The sequence below is a fragment of the Streptomyces tendae genome (genome assembly GCF_014650435.1).
Classification (GTDB): Bacteria; Actinomycetota; Actinomycetes; order Streptomycetales; family Streptomycetaceae; genus Streptomyces; species Streptomyces tendae.
The window spans coordinates 252,421-268,210 of the sequence record NZ_BMUY01000011.1 but is presented as its reverse complement, the minus strand read 5'-3'; the positions used below and the strand labels follow the sequence as shown (position 1 = coordinate 268,210).

The window sequence follows — 15,790 nt, the reverse complement described above, 5'->3', positions numbered from 1 at the left end:
CTACTCCTTGTCGTCGCTGCCGTAGCGTTCGACGAGTTCGGCCTTGGTGAGGGTGGCGATCTCGTCGACCTCGTCGGAGTCCTTGGCCCGGCTGGTGGCGTACTCGACCCATGCGGCCTTGGGCTCGCTGGTCGAGGGCCGGCCGATCGTCGACTGGGTGGACGGCTCGGTGCTCTTCTCCGCCTCCGGGTTGTCGTCCGGCTCCGGCGTCTCGGCCGGGCTGGCGATGCGGGACCAGTTCGGCAGCATCTCCAGCCGGGCGTTGGGCTGCGCGTACTCCACCTCGTCGTTCGTGTTCGCGTTGCGGTATCTGTACGTCATCGGTTGTCCTTCCAGGGGGGTAGGGCAGAACTCGGCGACCAGCGCCCGCATCTGCGAGACCTGGCCTGAGGCCGCCTGGTAGCGGCGGTAGCGGGCGAGCGATGCCGTGGAGCCGACCGCTCGGGAACGGCGCGGCGCGGGCGGGTGCCACAGATGTGTGAGGTCGGCGGTGCCGCGCCACATGGGCCCGGCGAGCGTGGTGAGAGCGAGCGCCCACGACTGGTCTTCCTGGCCCCAGCCCTCGAAGTGCGGGTCCATGGGCACGCCTTCGAGGACGTTGCGGGCGAGGACGACGATCCCGCCGCCCGGCATCCCGGGATGGGTCTCTTGGGTGGGCTGGCCGTCGAGCGGGGTGCCGTTGAGGACTGCGCGGGTGGCGTCCTCGGTGAGGCGACGGACGAGCTGGTGAGGCATCGCCCACCGGGCCCGCCCGCCGGCCACCGCGTTGACGGCGGCCGGGATGCCGTCCGACCACACGTCGGCGTCGGCGACGACCAGGACGTCCGCGCTGGTCTGCCGTAGCGCGTCGGCGACGGCTGCGCCCTTGGACCAGGGCCCGTCGGGGCAGGCTCCGGTGACGATCTCCCAGTCCAGCCAGCGCGCCCACTGCGCCCGCACCCACGCCCACACCCTCTGGCGGTGCCCGCAGTCCGGCCGCCACGGTACGAGGACGGCGACGGTCACGATCGGGGCCGGTAGAAGACGACGTCCCTGACCTCGGCGTTGCGCGGGGGCAGGCCTCGGCCGCGGCCCCACTCGGATACCCAGTCGTAGTCGCGGACCCAGCGGGCGACCTCTGTGAAGCCGTGCGAGGCGGCGACGTTGGCCACATCCCGGTAGGGGCTGGCCATGGTGGCGTCGTCAACGGTGCAGGTCTCGACGATGAGCAGGCTCAGTGACGGCCACGGGGCCGCGGCGAGGACGTCCAGCTCTCGGCCCTGCGCGTCGATCACGGCTGCGTCGGCGGTGGGGGCGAGGTCGTCGAGGCGGCGGACGTCGACGTCGATGGTCTGTGCGACGCGGTCGATGTCCTGCGGGGGTGCGAGGGTGGAGAGGTTGGTGCGGGCCATGATGTGCAGCTGCTCGCGGCCGGGCTGGCTGCCGCACGCGCACTCGTGGACGACCGTGTCCGGGTGCTCGCGGTGTAGGCGTGCGGCGAGCGCGGGGATCGGCTCGACGAGGGTGATCTGCGGGATGCCTGCCTCCCGGTAGAAGGGGAGTTCCTGGCCCTCGTGGGCGCCGACGTGCACCAGGTGGGTCGGCGTCCAGTCGAGGTCCTTCAGCAGGGCGGGCAGGGCCCTCATGACGTTGGCCACGCGGGCCCCTTCCTGGTTGCTGGGTGCCGCGCGAAGTCCGCGGGCGTGTCGATGTCGTCGGTCCAGTCGTGGATCTCCGAGAAGCACGCGGGCTCCACGACGTGCCGGTCGAGGGGGGTGCGCTGCCACGCCCGCAGCAGCATCCAGCCCGGCGGCCGGGTGATAGTGCCGGCCGCGCGGGTCTCGTGCACGACGGCGAGCCGCTCGTCGAGGCGGGTGTGCTGGCTGGGCCACCAGGAGGCGGCGAAGATCTCGCCGTACGGGGTCCCGGTGATGAGGCTGCCGTGGGAGCGGCCGAACACCCGGTAGGTCTGGGCGCGCCAGGCGGCGATCGTTGCGATGGCGGTGTCGGTGAAGTAGACGTCGCCGAGCAGCAGTACGGTCCGGCCGTGCGGGTTCCACAGGTCGCGGGTGGCCGCGTACTCGGAGGGGGCGGTGCCGTCCTGCTCGTGCAGCGTCGTACCGGGGATCTTGTACTGGTGGTCTCCGGCGGGCGCGGTGATGTGGACGTCGTCGCTGATCTCCCGGGCCTGGCCGACGGTGCGGTACAGCAGCGGCACCCTGTGATGGGCGCGGAGCGGCACCAGGTGCGACGGCACACCGAGGTGGTTCGCCCACTTCGTCTGGGGGCCCGCGCACGCGATGATCACCCGCACCCGAACACCACCTCCGCGACGTCCCGAAGCCGGTGCTCCCACAGGTGCCGCTCCTCGACGAGCGTGATCGCCGCGTCGGTCATCTCCCGACGGCGTGCAGTGGTCAGCGCGTCGATGCGGTCGCCGAGACCAACGAAGTCGCCCCGGTCGTACAGCAGGAGCGTCTCGTCGGTCAGCCCCAGCTCGGTCATCCCCTGCGTGCGCGGGTGCGCGAGCAGGCCCCCGCGCCCGAGCGTGCACACCACCCGATCCGACCAGTACCGGACGGCCGGAGCCGAATCGCCGAGCACGACCTCAGCGGACGCGTACAGGGCGCCTAGGTCAGCGCCCCACACCGGCCGGCCGCGCCCGTACTGCTGGAACTGGAAGGCGTAGCGGCGCCGCGCCCACGTGAGCAGGTCTGCGCGGTGGGTGCCGTGGATGTCCGGGGCGTAGCCGCCGACGAACACGATCCGGCCGGGGAAGCGCGCCCGGTCCGGTCGGGTGCGGCCGAGCCAGCGGCGGCCGAGGGGCGGCGGCATCCAGTAGTGGTTGATGCCGCGGGCGAGGAACTCGGCCTGGTGGCCGCCGTCCGCGGTGAACACCCATTGGCAGGACCACCACGGGTCCACGCCGATCTGCTGCTCGCGGTGCGGGATGCCCCAGTACAGGTCGAGGTGCAGGGCCACCGTGGCGGTGCCCGCGTCCTCGATCGCGCACAGCATGCCGGGGATGTCCCCGGCGGGTTGGTGGCCGTGGGTGCGGGCCCAGATCAACATGTCCGCCCCACGGCACGCGTTCACCACCTCGGCGGCGGGGATGCCTCGGGCTGGGAGGTGGAGCATGTCCCAGCCGAGTTCCTGGCCGCCTTCGGTGAGGCAGTCCTTCCACCGGTTGAGGTGCAGCGGGCGAGGGGCGCCGAGCACAATGCAGCGCACGACGCCCCCTCTCACCCACCATCCCTCCACCCGAAGGAGGACTCAGGAACCGGAGCCGCCGAAGACGACAGCACGGTTCGCGTCGAGGGTCTTCGTGCCGTACAGGCAGTCGACGCTGACGATGGTCTGCTTGTACTTGATGTCGTAGTCGTAGACCACGCGCAGCGAGAAACCCTTGTAGTTCATGATCGCGATGTCCTGGACGCCCGGGGTCTGCTCCAACGGACGCATCACCAGCGCGAACGCCGTGCGGTGGAACGCGACGCCCTCCTCCGGGGCCTCGATGTTCTGCGTCCAGTACGGGTCGAACCCGAACAGGCGCCGACCGACGTACGCCTCCCGCAGGCCGTCCGTGCTGCCGGACTCGTTGACGAGCTTCAGCACGTTGGAGTCGAGCCAGCGGCCGTTCGTCGCCGGGCCGATCACCGCACGGCGCTCGGCCGCGGGCACCTTGGCCTGGTTCAGGACGATGCCCGCGTCGATCAGCACCTCCGGCGCCGTCGCCGCGTGCGGGGCGTCGACGTCGGAGGTGGTCTGCGTGATGTCGGCCCGCAGGGCCAGCAGGTCGCGGTCGATCTTCTGAGAGATCGCCTCCATCGCCGGGTCGAGGAGCTGCGTGCCGAAGTCCTCGATCTCCAGGTTCAGCTGCTCCGTCGTCACCGTGAAGGAGACGTCGGCGAAGTGGTTCAGCGTCACATCGACGCTGCCCTCGGTCGCGTTCTGCGGCACGATGCCCGTGCCTCGGTCGAACTCGCCCGCCGTGAAGACGGCCGGCTTGCGGACGGTGACGGTGTCGCCCTGCCGTCCGCGGAAGTCCGCGTCGAAGTCGCGGTGGACGAGCTGCGGCATGACGGTGGTCTCGTAGAGCGTGGCGAGCGCCCTCGTGGCGATCAGGTCCGGTGTGAGAAAGGTGTTGGCCACGGGGGCCTCCTTGTCTGTGGAGGGCTCAGCCGTTGCGTGCCTTGCGGCGCGCTTCTCGCTGGGCCTCGATCGAGTTCTTGTCCTTGGGCTTCTCGGTGCTGCCGGAGAAGTCGCTGGATGTGCGCGCGGGCGCCTGACCCTGCGCCTTGAGCTTGGGGTTGTCCGCGACCGCGGCCTTGATGGCGGCGGACACGGCCTTGTCGAACCCTTCGGCGGACGGGTCCAGGTCGGCGATCGACTTCAGGAACGACCGGGAGTCGGTCAGCGCCGACGCGTCCGCGCCGTGCTTCCCGGCCCCGCGGAACACGGCCAGCTCGATCGCCGTCTCACGGTGCGCCTTCTGCGTCCGCTCGATCTCGGCGGTGAGCTTCGCCGGGTCCGGCGCCTCGTCCTTGTCGTCCTTGATCAGGCCGAGCGCTTTGCCCATCTCCTGGACGAGCTGCGCCTTGGCCTCCTCGGCCGCCTGCTTCTTCGCGCCGGTGCGGGCCTTGGCCGCCTCGGCGTTGGCGTCCTTCAGCTCCTTGCGGAGCCGGGCCAGTTCGGCCGCCGGGTCCTCGTCCGTCTTCTTGGCGGGCGGCTTCGGCTTGGGCTTCTCGCCTTTGCCCTCGTCGTCGGTGCCGGTGTCGTCGCCGGTCCCGCCGGCGTCGTCGTCCTGGCCGCCGTCGCCGCCTTCGTCACCGCTGTCGCCGCTGTCGGATCCGGAGTCGTCTCCGTCCCCGCCGTCGGCGTACAGGTACGGCGCGAAAGGGGCGTGGCCGTAGGGGTGTGCCCAGCCGGCACCGGCCAGCCTGGGGAGGGTTCGCTTCTGCATGCGTGCACTCCTGGTGCGCGTCGGGTTGTGTCGGCCCCGCGCCTGGCGGGGGTTGTGCGATCCGTCCCGCGCCTGGCGGGCGGAAGTCTGTGGGCCCGGTCAGCGGGCCGTGGAGAGCTGCTCGCGGTGGCTCTTGCGGGGCAGTCCTGTCTCTGCGACCAGCGCCCGGATCCGGGCCTGGTACCCGCGCACCCGCGCCCGCCTGGCCTTCGCCGTGGGCTCGTCCATCGCCGCGTCGGCGAGCCGTTTCCACTTCCGGATCTGCCGCTCGTAGTACCGCTGCCGCTGCGTGTCCTCGTACGTCCCCCGCGACGGCTGAGCCTTCGGAATCCGAGACACGCCCGGCAGGTAGGCGGACACTCGGTGGCGGCAGTTGACGTGCATCAGCCCCGCCGCCCGCGCCTCGTCCAGTGACCCGGCCACCTCCACGCGGACCGTCTCGCCGTCCTCCGTGGCGTGCTCAACCTCCACGGTCCGCCGACCGGGTGCACCTGTGCGCGCGAGGATCTTCCGCTCCCACGGGCGGCACAGTGGGCACTCCTCCGGCGCCTGCGACACCAGCACCAGATCCACACCCGCGGCGCCGAGCCGATCCGAGTGCGCTTCGAGCGACGCCCGCGCGGTCGCCGAGCGCATCGCTGCCTCGATATACGACCGCAACTCCCAGCTCCGACCACGCGCGTCGACGAAGCCCCGCACCCCACGGGCCGCGAAGTCGTCGAACGCCCGCTGCGCCGCCTCCCGCCGGGTTTGCGCGCCGAGGAGCGGCGCCGCCGCGGCCCGGCTGATCACCTCGCGGTACACGTCCATCGACGCCCGCAGCATCCGCACATAGACGGGCCCGGTGTCGGCGATGACCGCCTGCGCCAGCCGGTCAACAACCGGAGCCGTCGGCAGAGCCACAGCGGCCGCCGCGGCCTGGCCGACGCCGAGCGCCCCCAGCTCGGCGACGGCGGCCTGCTGCCCCCGGTCGTACGCCTCGGCCATCGCCTGCCCGATCGCTCCGGACGCGTCGGTCTGGAGCGCGGCGATCACCTCGGCGATGGCCGTCTGGAGGTTGCCGACCGCGGCGAGCTTCAGCTCGACCCAGACCGGCGAGTCCCAGCCTTCGGTGAGGGCCCGGCGGATCTTGTCGATCAGGACGCCCTCGGCGGCCTCGTACAGGTCCGCGACCGCGGCGGCCAGGTCCTCGGACATCTCCGGCGACACGGCCACCGTGGCTCACCACCCCTACGGCATCTCTCCCGTCTGGAACGGGTCCGGTACAGCGGTGCCGCTCTCCTGCCGGATCAGCGCCACCTCGGCGGCCACCTGGTCGTCGTCCCACTCGGGGTGGGCCATCCGCACCAGCGTGTCCGTCGACGCGGCCTGAGCCCGCCGCAGAACGTCCGTCGTGTTCGCCAGGGACAGCGGGTCTTCCTGCACGCTGTCCTCGAACTCGACAGTGGGCCGCTGCGGGGTGATGCCACCGCCGAACGCGTACTGGTCGACCGCGAGGAGCGCCTCTACCAGCTGCGCCAGCGCTGGACGCCACCGCAGGATCTTCTTCCCGCGGGTGGTCATCGACCGCCGCTCCCGCGCGGTGACCTCGGTTGCGGTGACGGCGACGTCGCCGCCGATGCCGAAGGTCTGCCCCGAGTAGCCGGCGCTGCGGAGGATCTGGTTGACCAGGTCTTCGGCCGTGTCCCGGTGCTCCTGCACGCGGATCGCGAACTGGGCCACGGTCAGGGAGAACCCTTCGCCGCTGCGGAGGACGTTGACCCCGGCGAACGCCTCCTGGTCCGGGTTCCAGCTCGCGCCGCGGCCGGGCCCGTTGGACTGGAGGTACGTCTTCGGGACGACGATGCGGCCCTTGCCGAGCCGGATGTCCCGCATCCAGCTGGAGTAGGTCTCGTCTAGGGAGTCCATCAGCGGCTCGACGCCGTCGAGGTCCGATCGGCCGAACTCCTGCAGCTTCGGGCTGCACCGCCAGCGGCGGGAGATCTGGTTCGGGATGTACACGACGTCAAGGCCCTTGTCGTACCCGGTGGCCATGGCACCCAGATCGTTGACCAGCGGTGCGAACTGCTCCGTGGCTGACGAGTCTTCCAGCGGGACCGGTCGGCCCAGGTTGTCCTTGGTGCCTTGGTACAAGCCGTGCAGGACGACGCCGCGCTCATGGCGCTGGAGGTGCCGCCAGACCTGGCCGTCCTCCTCGCGGACGACTCGCCAGAAGGTGACTGCGGAGAGGCGGCCCCAGGTGAACTCGGGGATTGCGCGGTCGGCGTGCTCGGCGTGCGGCCACGCCCGGTCAGCTACTTCCTTGTCGTACACCGGCCGCAGGTAGATCCCGCCGAGCGCGGAGCCGATCTCGGCGGCGGTCTGCAGAGTGGCGAGCATCCCGTCGTCGGCGAGGACGTCGAGGCGCTTCTGCGTGGTGTCGTCGTCGACAGTGAACTTCGGCGGCTCGGAAAAGAGGAGGTCCGCCGAGCCGCCGCACAGATCCCCGGCGATCGGCACGTGGAGCTTCGTCCGGCGCTCCCCGGGCGCGGTCGGAGTACCCCACCACCAGCGGGCGAGGCGGCCGACGACGCCGCCGGCGTACTGCAGACGCTTCGGGTCGGGGCCGCCGCCGGTGCTGCCGCCGTAGAGCTGCTCCAGTCGGTCGGGGTCGCCGGACCACCAGGAGTCCCAGGTGTGCATGGCGTCGAGGGCGGGCCCGAGGTGCGGGGGCGGCCAGGGCGTGTCACCCGTGGGCAGCGGCATCCGGCACCTCCTGCTCCGGCGGGGGCGTCCAGCCCAGGGAGACGAGCGTGGCGGCCACGTCCTCGGTGATCAGCACGCGAGCCTCAGCAATGGTGCTGACGTCGTGCAGCAGCAGTTCGAGAGTGATCTCGGGCCGTTGTCCGGCCTCGCTGCTCAGGGTGAGGCTGCGAACGCCTCGGAGCGGCTGGCCGTTGACTTCGATCGTGCCGCTGCCTGTGCCGTCGAGGCGAATTTTCGCGGTGCGTTCCGTCATCAGGCGGCCACCTCCAGTCGAGTCGGTAGGTACGGCCGCCACAGGGCCTCAGTCGTCCGCACCCCGTAGCGAAGCGCGTCGCACGAGTGGTCGTTCTCCTTGATCGGCTTGTCCTCGCCCCGCTCGGCCGCCTTGTCGTCCCAGGAGTAGCCGGGCAGTTCGTCGACCAGCCCGCGCGCGGACTCGTGCACGAGGAGATCTCCAGTGGAGAACAGGGAGCTGACCGTGCGGATCCCGTCGAGGACCGAGTTGTCGGCGGCCGTCACGCCGGACACCCCGTCGCGGTGCAGCTGCTCGATGTACGACGACGCAGACGGGTCGACGATCGTCCACTCCGGGGCGACACCGAGCACGTTCGTCTCCGGCTGCGGCACCCGCGCCAGCCAGGCCCGGCGGGCCTTCGAGTACTCGCTGTCCGTCATCTGCCGGCGCGCGGTCCGCGAGTCGTGCCGGTACTCCGAGACGACGTACAGGCGGCGGTCCGCGCCGAGGCCAACGAGGAGGTCGGCGTACGGGTTGACGGTGCCGTAGTCGATCGCGTCGCACAGCCAGCGTTCGATCCTCGGCAGGGTCTTCACGACGTGCTGCTGCGCGTCGAACATCTCGTAGATCGCACCCTCGGACTGCACCCAGTGGCCGGAGATGAACCGCCGGTACCAGAGGCCCACGTACTCGGCCTTGAGCGAGGCGACATAGGCCGGGTCGAGGGCCGGGTTGTCCTCAAGGGTGAAGTGCCAGGCCCGCAGGTCAAGGTCTGCGGCCCGGTCGAGGAACTCCTTCTTCAGCCAGTGCCCGGGGTTGTCGGGGTTGGTCGTGGCCATCAGGCGCGCGCCGGGCACCGACAGGCGGCCGAGGAGCTGGTTCCAGAAGCCGCGCGGCATCAGCGTCGCCTCGTCCACGTACGCCAGACACGCGGTGAGACCACGCAGGCGGCCCTCGGCGCGGGAGTCTGCCGCACCGATCAGGTGCACCGTCCGGCCGAGGATCGTCGCCGTCGTCGCACCGCGCGTGTGGACGACGAGCTTCGCGACCGCCCCGAACAGGGCCTCGTCCTGGAGCGGGTCGAGGACGTTCCGCTCGATCGTCTGCAGCGAGCGGCCCACGATGACGATCAGCCCGGACGCCGGTGCCGCGGCCACGGCGATGAGGAAGGCGACCAGCGAGGCGATCGTCTTTCCCGAGCGGATGGCTCCGTGCCAGATGGAGATGCGCGCGGTGGCCTCGGCGATGGAGCGGATCTGCTTCCGGGACAGGGGCAGCGAGTCGAGCATCAGCCCTCCTCGCTGTCGTCCTCCCCGCGCGGCTCCTGAGCGGCCAGTCGAGACAGCCCGTCGGCCAGCGAGCCGAGCATGGACCGCGCCGCTTCAACGTTGGCCTCATCGACCTCGGGCGGTGCCAGTTTCATCGACTTCTCGACGGCGATGCCCGCAGCGGCCATGAGGGCCTTCTTCGCGTCGGCCGGCGGCTCGTCGACGTCGTGCTCGGTGTACTTGTTGTCCTTGCCGCCGATGTTGAACACCTTGGCGGGCTCCCACATCTGCGAGCTGAGCCGTTCGGCGTCGCCCTGGAGGGCCTCGGCGAGGATGACGCGCCGCTCTTCGAGGTCGGCCTTGCGGGCGCGGGTGGCTTCCTCGGTCATGGTCCGGTCGAAGCTGAGGTCCATCTTCGAGGCGTAGACGCTGATGGTTCGCAAACTGCGGCCGGTGATCCGAGCGATCTCGTTGCGCCCCTTCCCCTGCGCGTGGAGCTCGCGGATCTGCTGGAGCTCCGCCTTGGTGACCGGGTTCTGGTACTGGTTGGCCACGGCCACCTCCCTCGGGGCGTGCGAAGGCCCGGCCGCTCCCGTGTCAACAGCGGCCGGGCCAGTCGGTGAGTGTCGGTCAGGCGTCCCACCCGGCGTCGAGGCAGGACTGCGCGAAGGCGTCCGCGCCGAGCTGCCACGCCCCCGCCGACGCTTCGGACCCACGCGCGAGCGCGACCGCGTTGTCGGCGATGCCGTCCGTCGTCGACTGCGACGCCCACTTGTTGACCTTGTCGGCGAGGTCGATGCGGGCCTGCTGGGTCTGTGCGGCCTTGTATCCGTGGGCGAAGTCGTCGCAGGCGAGCTTGGCGGCGTCGTCGAGCTTGCTGTGGTCGGCCGGCTTCGGGCTGGCCTCGGTGCGCGCGGACGGCGTGGTGCTGGGCTTGCTGTCGGTCTTGTCGTCGCCGTCGTCGAGTGCCATGCCGAGGCCGATGAGGGCCGCGAAGAGGACGATGACGGGCAGGCACCCGAACTTGAGGATCTTCGTCCTGACGCTGTCGGGTCTGCGCTGTGCGGGTTGGTGGCTCATGGGTCCCCCCTGGGACAGATGTGAGATACGGGGGGAATGATGCCGCACCTGGCGCTTCCGGTTCCGGGCATGCCAGATCTGCGGCCCATGGTGAGGCATGATTCCCGGATTTGCAACTAGGTGCAGAAGCAGGGGCCCCGCCGTCACGGAACGGCGAGGCCATCGACGGGGGTAACTACAGCGCCTCAGACCCCCTGGGACACCACGTCGGTGATCTTCACGGACAGCTTCGTGCCCGACGAGGCCGTGCTGAGGATGGTCGGCGTGAAATTCAGAGTCGTCTGGTCCGACAGCTCAGCCGTCTCAATGACCGCACCGGAGTCACCGCCCCGAATCTCGTAGGTGATCTCGTAGACCGCCTCCGGATCGATGTCCGTGCTGGCGCCGACGTAGGACAACTTCGGCTCGACCGTCATGTTGCAGCCCGCAGATCCGAAGCACTGCCGGTCGGTGGTGCGCAGTTCGATCGTGAAACTGTCCGGACCGACGTCGGCGTAGCTCGGCTCCGGCTCCGGTTCGGGCTCCTCGGCGACGGTGGTCGCGGGGGCTTCGGCAGGAGCGCTGGATTCTGCGGTGGCGGTGGGCTTGCTGTCGTCGTCCTGGGCCTGGACGACGACGATGCCGGTGCCGACGATCGCAGCGATGACTGCGGCGGCCGCGCCGATGATGATGGCGTTGGTGCGGGGCTTCTTCGGGGTGGCCGACGGGGCCGGTGGCGGGAAGTCGGGCATGGGCGGCGTGGTGTTGGCCATGGGTCCCCCCTGGGACTGTTCGTGTCGTGCGGGTGTGTGACTGGTGAAGGTGACGTGTGGTTGCCCCGCATGCGCAGGATTCACCTGATCGTGACGAAGCGGAAGTCTCGACGCCTCAGTAGGTAGGCGGCGGGGTCTTCAGTGGCCGACGATTCCGCGTCGGCGGTGGGTGTCGGCGAGGTCGTAGATGACCAGCCCGCCATCGGTGTGCCGTACAGCAATCCCCTCTCGGGGCCTCTCTCCGCCGGTGTCGTCGTCGTTGTCGTCGGCGCGCTCACCTGCACCGACGACACCCGGAGAGGGGTCGGCCTGGTCCGGGGAGGGGCACTCATCCCAGCGCAGCCCCGCCGACGCCGAACGCCCGGCCATGCGCACGTCCTTGACGGGCCACCCCATCCCGGCCGCCGCCGCGCGCACCGCGTCGGTGGTCGTGAAGAGGTGCTCGGCGAGCGGCTTCAGCTGAGCGTGCGGGGTGCCGATGTCGCGGACCGCGGCGATGAGAGCGACAGGGGAGACGGGCCGGGGAGCGGCCGGTGCCGGAGGCTCGGAGGGCTCCTGGTCCTGGCCGTCGGCCTCCAGCTGCTCCCCGCTTGGCCGCTCGGCGACCGGCCCCTTGGGCTTCCAGCTGTCCCGGCCGCACCGGTACGCGGCCACCACCCACAGGCCGGCCGTACTCCACATCAGCCACGGCGCGGCCCCGGCCTCGACCCGGGCGTACACCCCGGCGGCGACGGCTGTGGCGACCTTACGGAGGAGCGCCGCGGCGGCCAGGAGGGCGGCCAGGCGCAGCAGCCAGGCGAGGCCGGACGCCTCCCCCAGCCAGCCCGCGGAGCGCTGCCAGACCCGGCGTCCGAGGTGCAGGGCTCGGCTCGCCAGGTGGGTGGCGAGGCGCCCGGATCCGGTGGCGATCCGCTGTCCGGCCTGCCGGATCCACTGCATCGTGGACGGGACGCGGCTCATACGATCGTGCCGTTCGCGAGGCCGCCGATGGCCCAGGCGCCGATGCCGTTGGCGCCCTCGACGACCTGCTGCGCGATCAGGGCCGCGGTGCCGGTGGACACGCACAGCAGGCAGCCGATGAGGACGCCCTTCCACCACTTGCCGCGGACGGCCTTGCCGATGGACTTCCGCAGGACCCACAGGCTGACGACGACGGCGGTCACGACGATCGCGCCGTACCCGTCGATGCGCGGTGTGGCGGCGGTGCCGAGGGTCTGGGACGGGGTGCCGGTCAGCCACTTCATGGCCAGGTCGCCCACGCTGTTGCCGCCCCAGCGGAGGAATCCGGCGAGGGTGCCGAGGAGCCCGGCAGGGCAGGCGATCATGAGGATGCCGCAGACCAGGCCGAAGCCAAGCGGGATCAGAGCCTTCGGGTCCTTCGCGGCGCCGCCTGAGTCGTCGCCCTTGCCCTTGCCTCCGCCTCCCTTCCCGCCCTTGTGCCAGCGCCACAGCTCGGCGCCGAGGAGGGCCAGGCCGAGGGCGAAGCCAGCGGTCGAGATGGTGGTGGTCGTGTACTGGCCGGCGGCCACGGTGACGTTCATGCGGGCTTCACTCCGGTGAGGGCGTAGACGAGCGTGGTGAGCGGGAGGGTGAGGGCGGTGCCGAGGACGGCGGCCCACAGCAGGAAGCGGACGAGCGCGGCGCGCCACTTGGGGGCCCAGAGATCCGGGTCAGAGTGGAGGGCCTCGATGCGGCGGGCGTTGTCGAGGAAGCCGAGGACGACCAGCGGCACGAGGGCCAGCACCCAGGCGCCCGCGAGCGACTCCTCGTCGCGGATGGAGGCGAGGACAACACCCCACGGCCCGGCCAGCGACAGGGACAGCACGGCGAGGGCGATGTTGTAGCCCCAGCGGATCCGCTGCCACCAGCGCGGGCCCGGGTCCGGATCGGGCACGGCGAGCCATCCGCCGTGGTCAACGGTCACCGTGACGTGGACGTCGACCGGCACGGGCGGGGGCGGTCCGGACGCTCCGGATCCGGTCCGCCACCAGTCCGGACCGGGATCCGGGGCGGTCGGAGGGGCCGGAGGTGCGGGCGGCGGGGGCGGCGGCGACGCGGGCGCGGGCAGCGTCTCGGCGGCCGGGATGACCCGTGTCGGGGTGATGGGCTGGCGGTCGGTCACAGCACACCTGCGCAGGCGAACGCGGCGACGACGACCACAGCCCACGCCGTACCGACGAAGACCCGGCCGTCGTCGTACGCCCGGACCGCGACGGCCGCGGACAGGGCGGCGATCAGGTAGCCGAGCGGCGGCATGGCGACCATGGCCACGAGCAGCAGGCCGGGCAGGGCGAGGGTGACGGCGAGCCCCGCCGCGGTGGCGAGGAGCCAGCCACGGTGGCGCAGCAGCCAGACGGTGGCGATGCCGGGGGAGAGCCCGGCGAGGCAGATGACGAACAGCAGCATGGTCGGCGGCTTTCAGGTCAGGAGGCGGGCGGCCCCGTGAAGGGCGGCGAGGAAGAGGCAGGCGGCGGCGACCGCGGCCCCGGCGGTGATGACGGGGCCGGGGATGGTGCGCGGCTGCCAGGCGGCGACGGCGAGGGCGAGGCCGGCGGCGACGATGGTGAGGAAGGTGAGGGCGAGGAGCAGCCCGGCAGCCGCGCCCATCAGCCGGCCACCCGGAGCGCGCGGAGGTAGCGGCGGACGGTGTCGGGGGAGGGCGCGGTGCCGGTGGCCTTGGCGACGTAGCGGATGACGGCCTCGTCGTCGCGGATGTCGCTGTCCCAGGCAATCCGGACTGCATCCTTGGTGGTCACGGCGCCGGGCCGGATCCCGATCACGTCGGCGTCCGGGTCGTCCGCGGCCGGTCCGGACTGGTCCGGATCGACGGATCCGCGATCCGATCCGGCGATCGCCGCGCGCTCGGCGTCCACCTGGCCCTGCGCCCGCTGGAGCTGACGCCGCACCGGGATCAGCGCCAGGGACGCACCGGCGTCGGCCAGCTCGCCCTGGATCCACGCGCGGGTGCGCTCGTCGAGCGGAGGGGTCTGGTGCCGCAGGACGACGGTCCACAGTCCCTTGGCGAGCGCGGACACGGCGGCGCCGATGAGGCCGATCTCCCAGTACCCGGCGACCTTGCCGTGCGCGCCGACGGCCAGCATCGCCAGGATCAGCATGACGTGCCCGGCCTTCCGTGGCAGGGCGGCGCGGTCCTCGTCGTAGCGGGCGAGCCACTCGACGGCCATGCACGCGATCCAGGCGAGGTCGAAGACGACCGCGGCCCCGTACGCGGCGGGCTCGATGACGGCGTGGGCGAGGAGGTCGCCGATGCTGGCGGTGGACCAGACGACGGAGGCCGTGAGGACGAGAGCGGAGATGCCGGTGACGCCGTTGAGGACGAGGCGATCCCAGTCCCGCGGGGGCGCGGGCGCGTTGATCTGGACGGGGACCATGCGGGTCTTGCCGTCGACGGTGTGCGGCACGAGCTGGGTGGTCGGGCGGGTCTTCACGGTGGCTGCTCCGGGAGCGAGAAGAGGGCCGGGCCGCGGGGGGAGGTTCGCGGCCCGGCCGGTCGGTGAGGTCAGGCGAAGTGCCGGCCAATGAGGACGGCGGCGAGGATCAGCGGCCAGACCATGGCGAGGATGTAGAGGGCGCGCATCAGTTCCTCCAGAGGAAGGTGCCGCCGCGTCGGGTGCGGGCGCGGTCGGCTTCCTCCCAGCGCTCGGCGTCTCGGCCGGCCTTGCGGGCGCCGGACGTCTTGGCGCGGCGGAACCGTCCGGCGTCGCCGGTGACGCTGGTGCCGGCGGCGGGGTAGTCGCGGGTGGACTGCGCGCGGCGAGACAGCCAGCCCATCAGGCGGCTCCGCCCGGGAGGACGCCCTCACGGACTTCGGTGCCGTCGGTGTCGGCCTTCCTCTGGGCGGCGGCCCGCGTGGCGGCCAGGTCGGCGGCGGCGCGCTGCTGGAGTTCGGCGGCCGACGCGTTGGCGTCCTGGGTGACGGGCGTGGGGCTGGGCTGGGGCTGCTGCTGGTCGGTACGCTCCATGGCGGACCTGCTCCTTCGTCACGGTTGTGGGTAGGTCTGGCCCCGGCCATATGGAGCGGCAACTCCGGCCGGGGCCGTTCTGCATCAGCAGTGCGGACTGCTTCCCTCGAATGTATGGGGCCCCATACACTCATGGCAAGCGGCCCGCCCGAAGAGAAGTGAGGCCGGGTGTGACCGAGGAGGCCCAGCGGGTGATCGACGCCATGGATGCAGTCGAGGCGATCGCCGACCCGGAGGCGCGCGCGAAGGCGATCGGCGAGGTGCTGGCCGATCAGGAAGCGCGGGCGAAACGGTGGCGAGAGCAGCGCCGCGAGGTGGTGCTGGAGATGCGTGCACAGGATCCGCCGGTGTCGTACCGGAAGATCGCGGCCAGGCTCGGCGTGTCACTGCGGACCGTGCAGGACATCGAGGCCGGCTACTCGGGATCGGGGAAGAACCGCCCGCGGAAGTCGGAGGCTGACGATGCGCGGTAGGGAGCTGGCCTACACCGACGGACAGGACGCAGTGGACGCCGCCGCCTACATGGTGGAGTGCTACGCCGATGAGGGTATCGATCGCGCGGGGGAGCCTGCTGTGCTGGTCCGGGCGAGCGCGGCCGACAGCCGGGATGTCTTCCACGGTGACGCGCAGTGCGGCCTGATCACCGGTGCTGGCCGGAAGCTGGACGACGCCAGCTGGATGCTGCTCGGTGACGCGGAGGAGTCCGGTTACCGACCGTGCGCGCGCTGCGGAACGCCGCTGTAGGAGTGCTGAAGAACGGCCCCCGTCTCAGCAGGTCGAGGCGG

General features: G+C 71.6%; 23 protein-coding genes. 2 read left to right on the top strand and 21 right to left on the bottom strand.

What is annotated here, in order from left to right:
* The 21 genes from IE258_RS28375 to IE258_RS28275 form a co-directional block, all read right to left on the bottom strand.
* A complete protein-coding gene (locus IE258_RS28375; RefSeq protein ID WP_189748059.1) occupies positions 1-1,005 on the bottom strand; it encodes a glycosyltransferase family protein in 1,005 nt (334 codons plus the stop codon).
* Positions 1,002-1,637, bottom strand: coding sequence for an FkbM family methyltransferase (locus tag IE258_RS28370; protein ID WP_189748057.1), 636 nt, complete (start codon positions 1,635-1,637; stop codon positions 1,002-1,004). Before IE258_RS28370 ends, IE258_RS28375 begins: the two co-directional genes overlap by 4 nt.
* Positions 1,622-2,293, bottom strand: coding sequence for a hypothetical protein (locus tag IE258_RS28365; protein WP_189748055.1), 672 nt, complete (start codon positions 2,291-2,293; stop codon positions 1,622-1,624). Before IE258_RS28365 ends, IE258_RS28370 begins: the two co-directional genes overlap by 16 nt.
* Positions 2,284-3,210: a glycosyltransferase family protein gene (locus IE258_RS28360; RefSeq protein WP_189748053.1), complete on the bottom strand. Its 927-nt coding sequence runs from the start codon at positions 3,208-3,210 to the stop codon at positions 2,284-2,286. Before IE258_RS28360 ends, IE258_RS28365 begins: the two co-directional genes overlap by 10 nt.
* Positions 3,211-3,252: 42 nt before the next feature.
* A complete protein-coding gene (locus IE258_RS28355; protein ID WP_189748051.1) occupies positions 3,253-4,131 on the bottom strand; it encodes a major capsid protein in 879 nt (292 codons plus the stop codon).
* A gap of 25 nt (positions 4,132-4,156) precedes the next feature.
* Positions 4,157-4,942: a hypothetical protein gene (locus IE258_RS28350; protein ID WP_189748049.1), complete on the bottom strand. Its 786-nt coding sequence runs from the start codon at positions 4,940-4,942 to the stop codon at positions 4,157-4,159.
* 99 nt (positions 4,943-5,041) lie between these two features.
* Positions 5,042-6,157: a phage minor capsid protein gene (locus IE258_RS28345; RefSeq protein WP_189748047.1), complete on the bottom strand. Its 1,116-nt coding sequence runs from the start codon at positions 6,155-6,157 to the stop codon at positions 5,042-5,044.
* Positions 6,158-6,172: 15 nt separating this feature from the next.
* Positions 6,173-7,687, bottom strand: coding sequence for a phage portal protein (locus IE258_RS28340; RefSeq protein WP_189748045.1), 1,515 nt, complete (start codon positions 7,685-7,687; stop codon positions 6,173-6,175).
* Positions 7,668-7,940 (bottom strand): hypothetical protein, encoded by a 273-nt coding sequence (locus tag IE258_RS28335; RefSeq protein WP_189748043.1) that lies wholly within the window; start codon positions 7,938-7,940, stop codon positions 7,668-7,670. The genes IE258_RS28340 and IE258_RS28335 overlap by 20 nt, the downstream gene beginning before the upstream one ends.
* Complete coding sequence (locus IE258_RS28330; RefSeq protein WP_189748041.1) at positions 7,940-9,211, bottom strand: PBSX family phage terminase large subunit; 1,272 nt, start codon at positions 9,209-9,211, stop codon at positions 7,940-7,942. Before IE258_RS28330 ends, IE258_RS28335 begins: the two co-directional genes overlap by 1 nt.
* A complete protein-coding gene (locus IE258_RS28325) occupies positions 9,211-9,744 on the bottom strand; it encodes a hypothetical protein (protein WP_189748038.1) in 534 nt (177 codons plus the stop codon). The genes IE258_RS28330 and IE258_RS28325 overlap by 1 nt, the downstream gene beginning before the upstream one ends.
* A gap of 76 nt (positions 9,745-9,820) precedes the next feature.
* Positions 9,821-10,270 carry a hypothetical protein gene (locus IE258_RS28320; RefSeq protein ID WP_189748036.1) on the bottom strand — a complete coding sequence of 150 codons (450 nt, stop codon included), beginning with the start codon at positions 10,268-10,270 and terminating at the stop codon, positions 9,821-9,823.
* Between the two features lie 185 nt (positions 10,271-10,455).
* The gene (locus IE258_RS28315; RefSeq protein WP_189748034.1) at positions 10,456-11,022 is read right to left on the bottom strand and encodes a hypothetical protein; all 567 of its coding nucleotides are present in this window, start codon (positions 11,020-11,022) and stop codon (positions 10,456-10,458) included.
* Between the two features lie 138 nt (positions 11,023-11,160).
* Positions 11,161-11,982, bottom strand: coding sequence for a hypothetical protein (locus IE258_RS28310; RefSeq protein WP_189748033.1), 822 nt, complete (start codon positions 11,980-11,982; stop codon positions 11,161-11,163).
* On the bottom strand, positions 11,979-12,563 hold the full coding sequence (locus tag IE258_RS28305) for a hypothetical protein (RefSeq protein ID WP_189748032.1): 585 nt from the start codon (positions 12,561-12,563) through the stop codon (positions 11,979-11,981). Before IE258_RS28305 ends, IE258_RS28310 begins: the two co-directional genes overlap by 4 nt.
* Positions 12,560-13,144 (bottom strand): hypothetical protein, encoded by a 585-nt coding sequence (locus IE258_RS28300; protein ID WP_189748031.1) that lies wholly within the window; start codon positions 13,142-13,144, stop codon positions 12,560-12,562. The genes IE258_RS28305 and IE258_RS28300 overlap by 4 nt, the downstream gene beginning before the upstream one ends.
* Positions 13,141-13,428 carry a hypothetical protein gene (locus tag IE258_RS28295; RefSeq protein ID WP_189748030.1) on the bottom strand — a complete coding sequence of 96 codons (288 nt, stop codon included), beginning with the start codon at positions 13,426-13,428 and terminating at the stop codon, positions 13,141-13,143. The genes IE258_RS28300 and IE258_RS28295 overlap by 4 nt, the downstream gene beginning before the upstream one ends.
* Before the next feature lie 12 nt (positions 13,429-13,440).
* Positions 13,441-13,629 carry a hypothetical protein gene (locus tag IE258_RS28290; RefSeq protein ID WP_189748029.1) on the bottom strand — a complete coding sequence of 63 codons (189 nt, stop codon included), beginning with the start codon at positions 13,627-13,629 and terminating at the stop codon, positions 13,441-13,443.
* Positions 13,629-14,471, bottom strand: a complete 843-nt coding sequence (locus IE258_RS28285; RefSeq protein WP_189748028.1) for a protein transporter Sec31 — start codon at positions 14,469-14,471, stop codon at positions 13,629-13,631. Before IE258_RS28285 ends, IE258_RS28290 begins: the two co-directional genes overlap by 1 nt.
* Before the next feature lie 148 nt (positions 14,472-14,619).
* Positions 14,620-14,814: a hypothetical protein gene (locus IE258_RS28280; RefSeq protein ID WP_189748027.1), complete on the bottom strand. Its 195-nt coding sequence runs from the start codon at positions 14,812-14,814 to the stop codon at positions 14,620-14,622.
* On the bottom strand, positions 14,814-15,005 hold the full coding sequence (locus tag IE258_RS28275) for a hypothetical protein (protein WP_189748026.1): 192 nt from the start codon (positions 15,003-15,005) through the stop codon (positions 14,814-14,816). The genes IE258_RS28280 and IE258_RS28275 overlap by 1 nt, the downstream gene beginning before the upstream one ends.
* A 170-nt stretch (positions 15,006-15,175) precedes the next feature.
* Between IE258_RS28275 and IE258_RS28270 the strand changes: the two genes are divergently transcribed.
* Together IE258_RS28270 and IE258_RS28265 are read left to right on the top strand one after the other, a co-directional pair.
* A complete protein-coding gene (locus IE258_RS28270; protein ID WP_229892481.1) occupies positions 15,176-15,478 on the top strand; it encodes a helix-turn-helix domain-containing protein in 303 nt (100 codons plus the stop codon).
* Positions 15,468-15,749 carry a hypothetical protein gene (locus IE258_RS28265; RefSeq protein WP_189748025.1) on the top strand — a complete coding sequence of 94 codons (282 nt, stop codon included), beginning with the start codon at positions 15,468-15,470 and terminating at the stop codon, positions 15,747-15,749. Before IE258_RS28270 ends, IE258_RS28265 begins: the two co-directional genes overlap by 11 nt.
* The last annotated feature ends 41 nt before the right edge of the window (positions 15,750-15,790 follow it).

Bases quoted from the DNA above. Each gene is read 5' to 3' on its own strand.
- IE258_RS28350 (WP_189748049.1), bottom strand. From the start codon at position 4,942: ATGCAGAAGCGAACCCTCCCCAGGCTGGCCGGTGCCGGCTGGGCACAC.
- IE258_RS28340 (WP_189748045.1), bottom strand. From the start codon at position 7,687: ATGCCGCTGCCCACGGGTGACACGCCCTGGCCGCCCCCGCACCTCGGG.
- IE258_RS28335 (WP_189748043.1), bottom strand. From the start codon at position 7,940: ATGACGGAACGCACCGCGAAAATTCGCCTCGACGGCACAGGCAGCGGC.
- IE258_RS28330 (WP_189748041.1), bottom strand. From the start codon at position 9,211: ATGCTCGACTCGCTGCCCCTGTCCCGGAAGCAGATCCGCTCCATCGCC.
- IE258_RS28320 (WP_189748036.1), bottom strand. From the start codon at position 10,270: ATGAGCCACCAACCCGCACAGCGCAGACCCGACAGCGTCAGGACGAAG.
- IE258_RS28315 (WP_189748034.1), bottom strand. From the start codon at position 11,022: ATGGCCAACACCACGCCGCCCATGCCCGACTTCCCGCCACCGGCCCCG.
- IE258_RS28310 (WP_189748033.1), bottom strand. From the start codon at position 11,982: ATGAGCCGCGTCCCGTCCACGATGCAGTGGATCCGGCAGGCCGGACAG.
- IE258_RS28305 (WP_189748032.1), bottom strand. From the start codon at position 12,563: ATGAACGTCACCGTGGCCGCCGGCCAGTACACGACCACCACCATCTCG.
- IE258_RS28295 (WP_189748030.1), bottom strand. From the start codon at position 13,428: ATGCTGCTGTTCGTCATCTGCCTCGCCGGGCTCTCCCCCGGCATCGCC.
- IE258_RS28290 (WP_189748029.1), bottom strand. From the start codon at position 13,629: ATGGGCGCGGCTGCCGGGCTGCTCCTCGCCCTCACCTTCCTCACCATC.
- IE258_RS28280 (WP_189748027.1), bottom strand. From the start codon at position 14,814: ATGGGCTGGCTGTCTCGCCGCGCGCAGTCCACCCGCGACTACCCCGCC.
- IE258_RS28275 (WP_189748026.1), bottom strand. From the start codon at position 15,005: ATGGAGCGTACCGACCAGCAGCAGCCCCAGCCCAGCCCCACGCCCGTC.
- IE258_RS28265 (WP_189748025.1), top strand. From the start codon at position 15,468: ATGCGCGGTAGGGAGCTGGCCTACACCGACGGACAGGACGCAGTGGAC.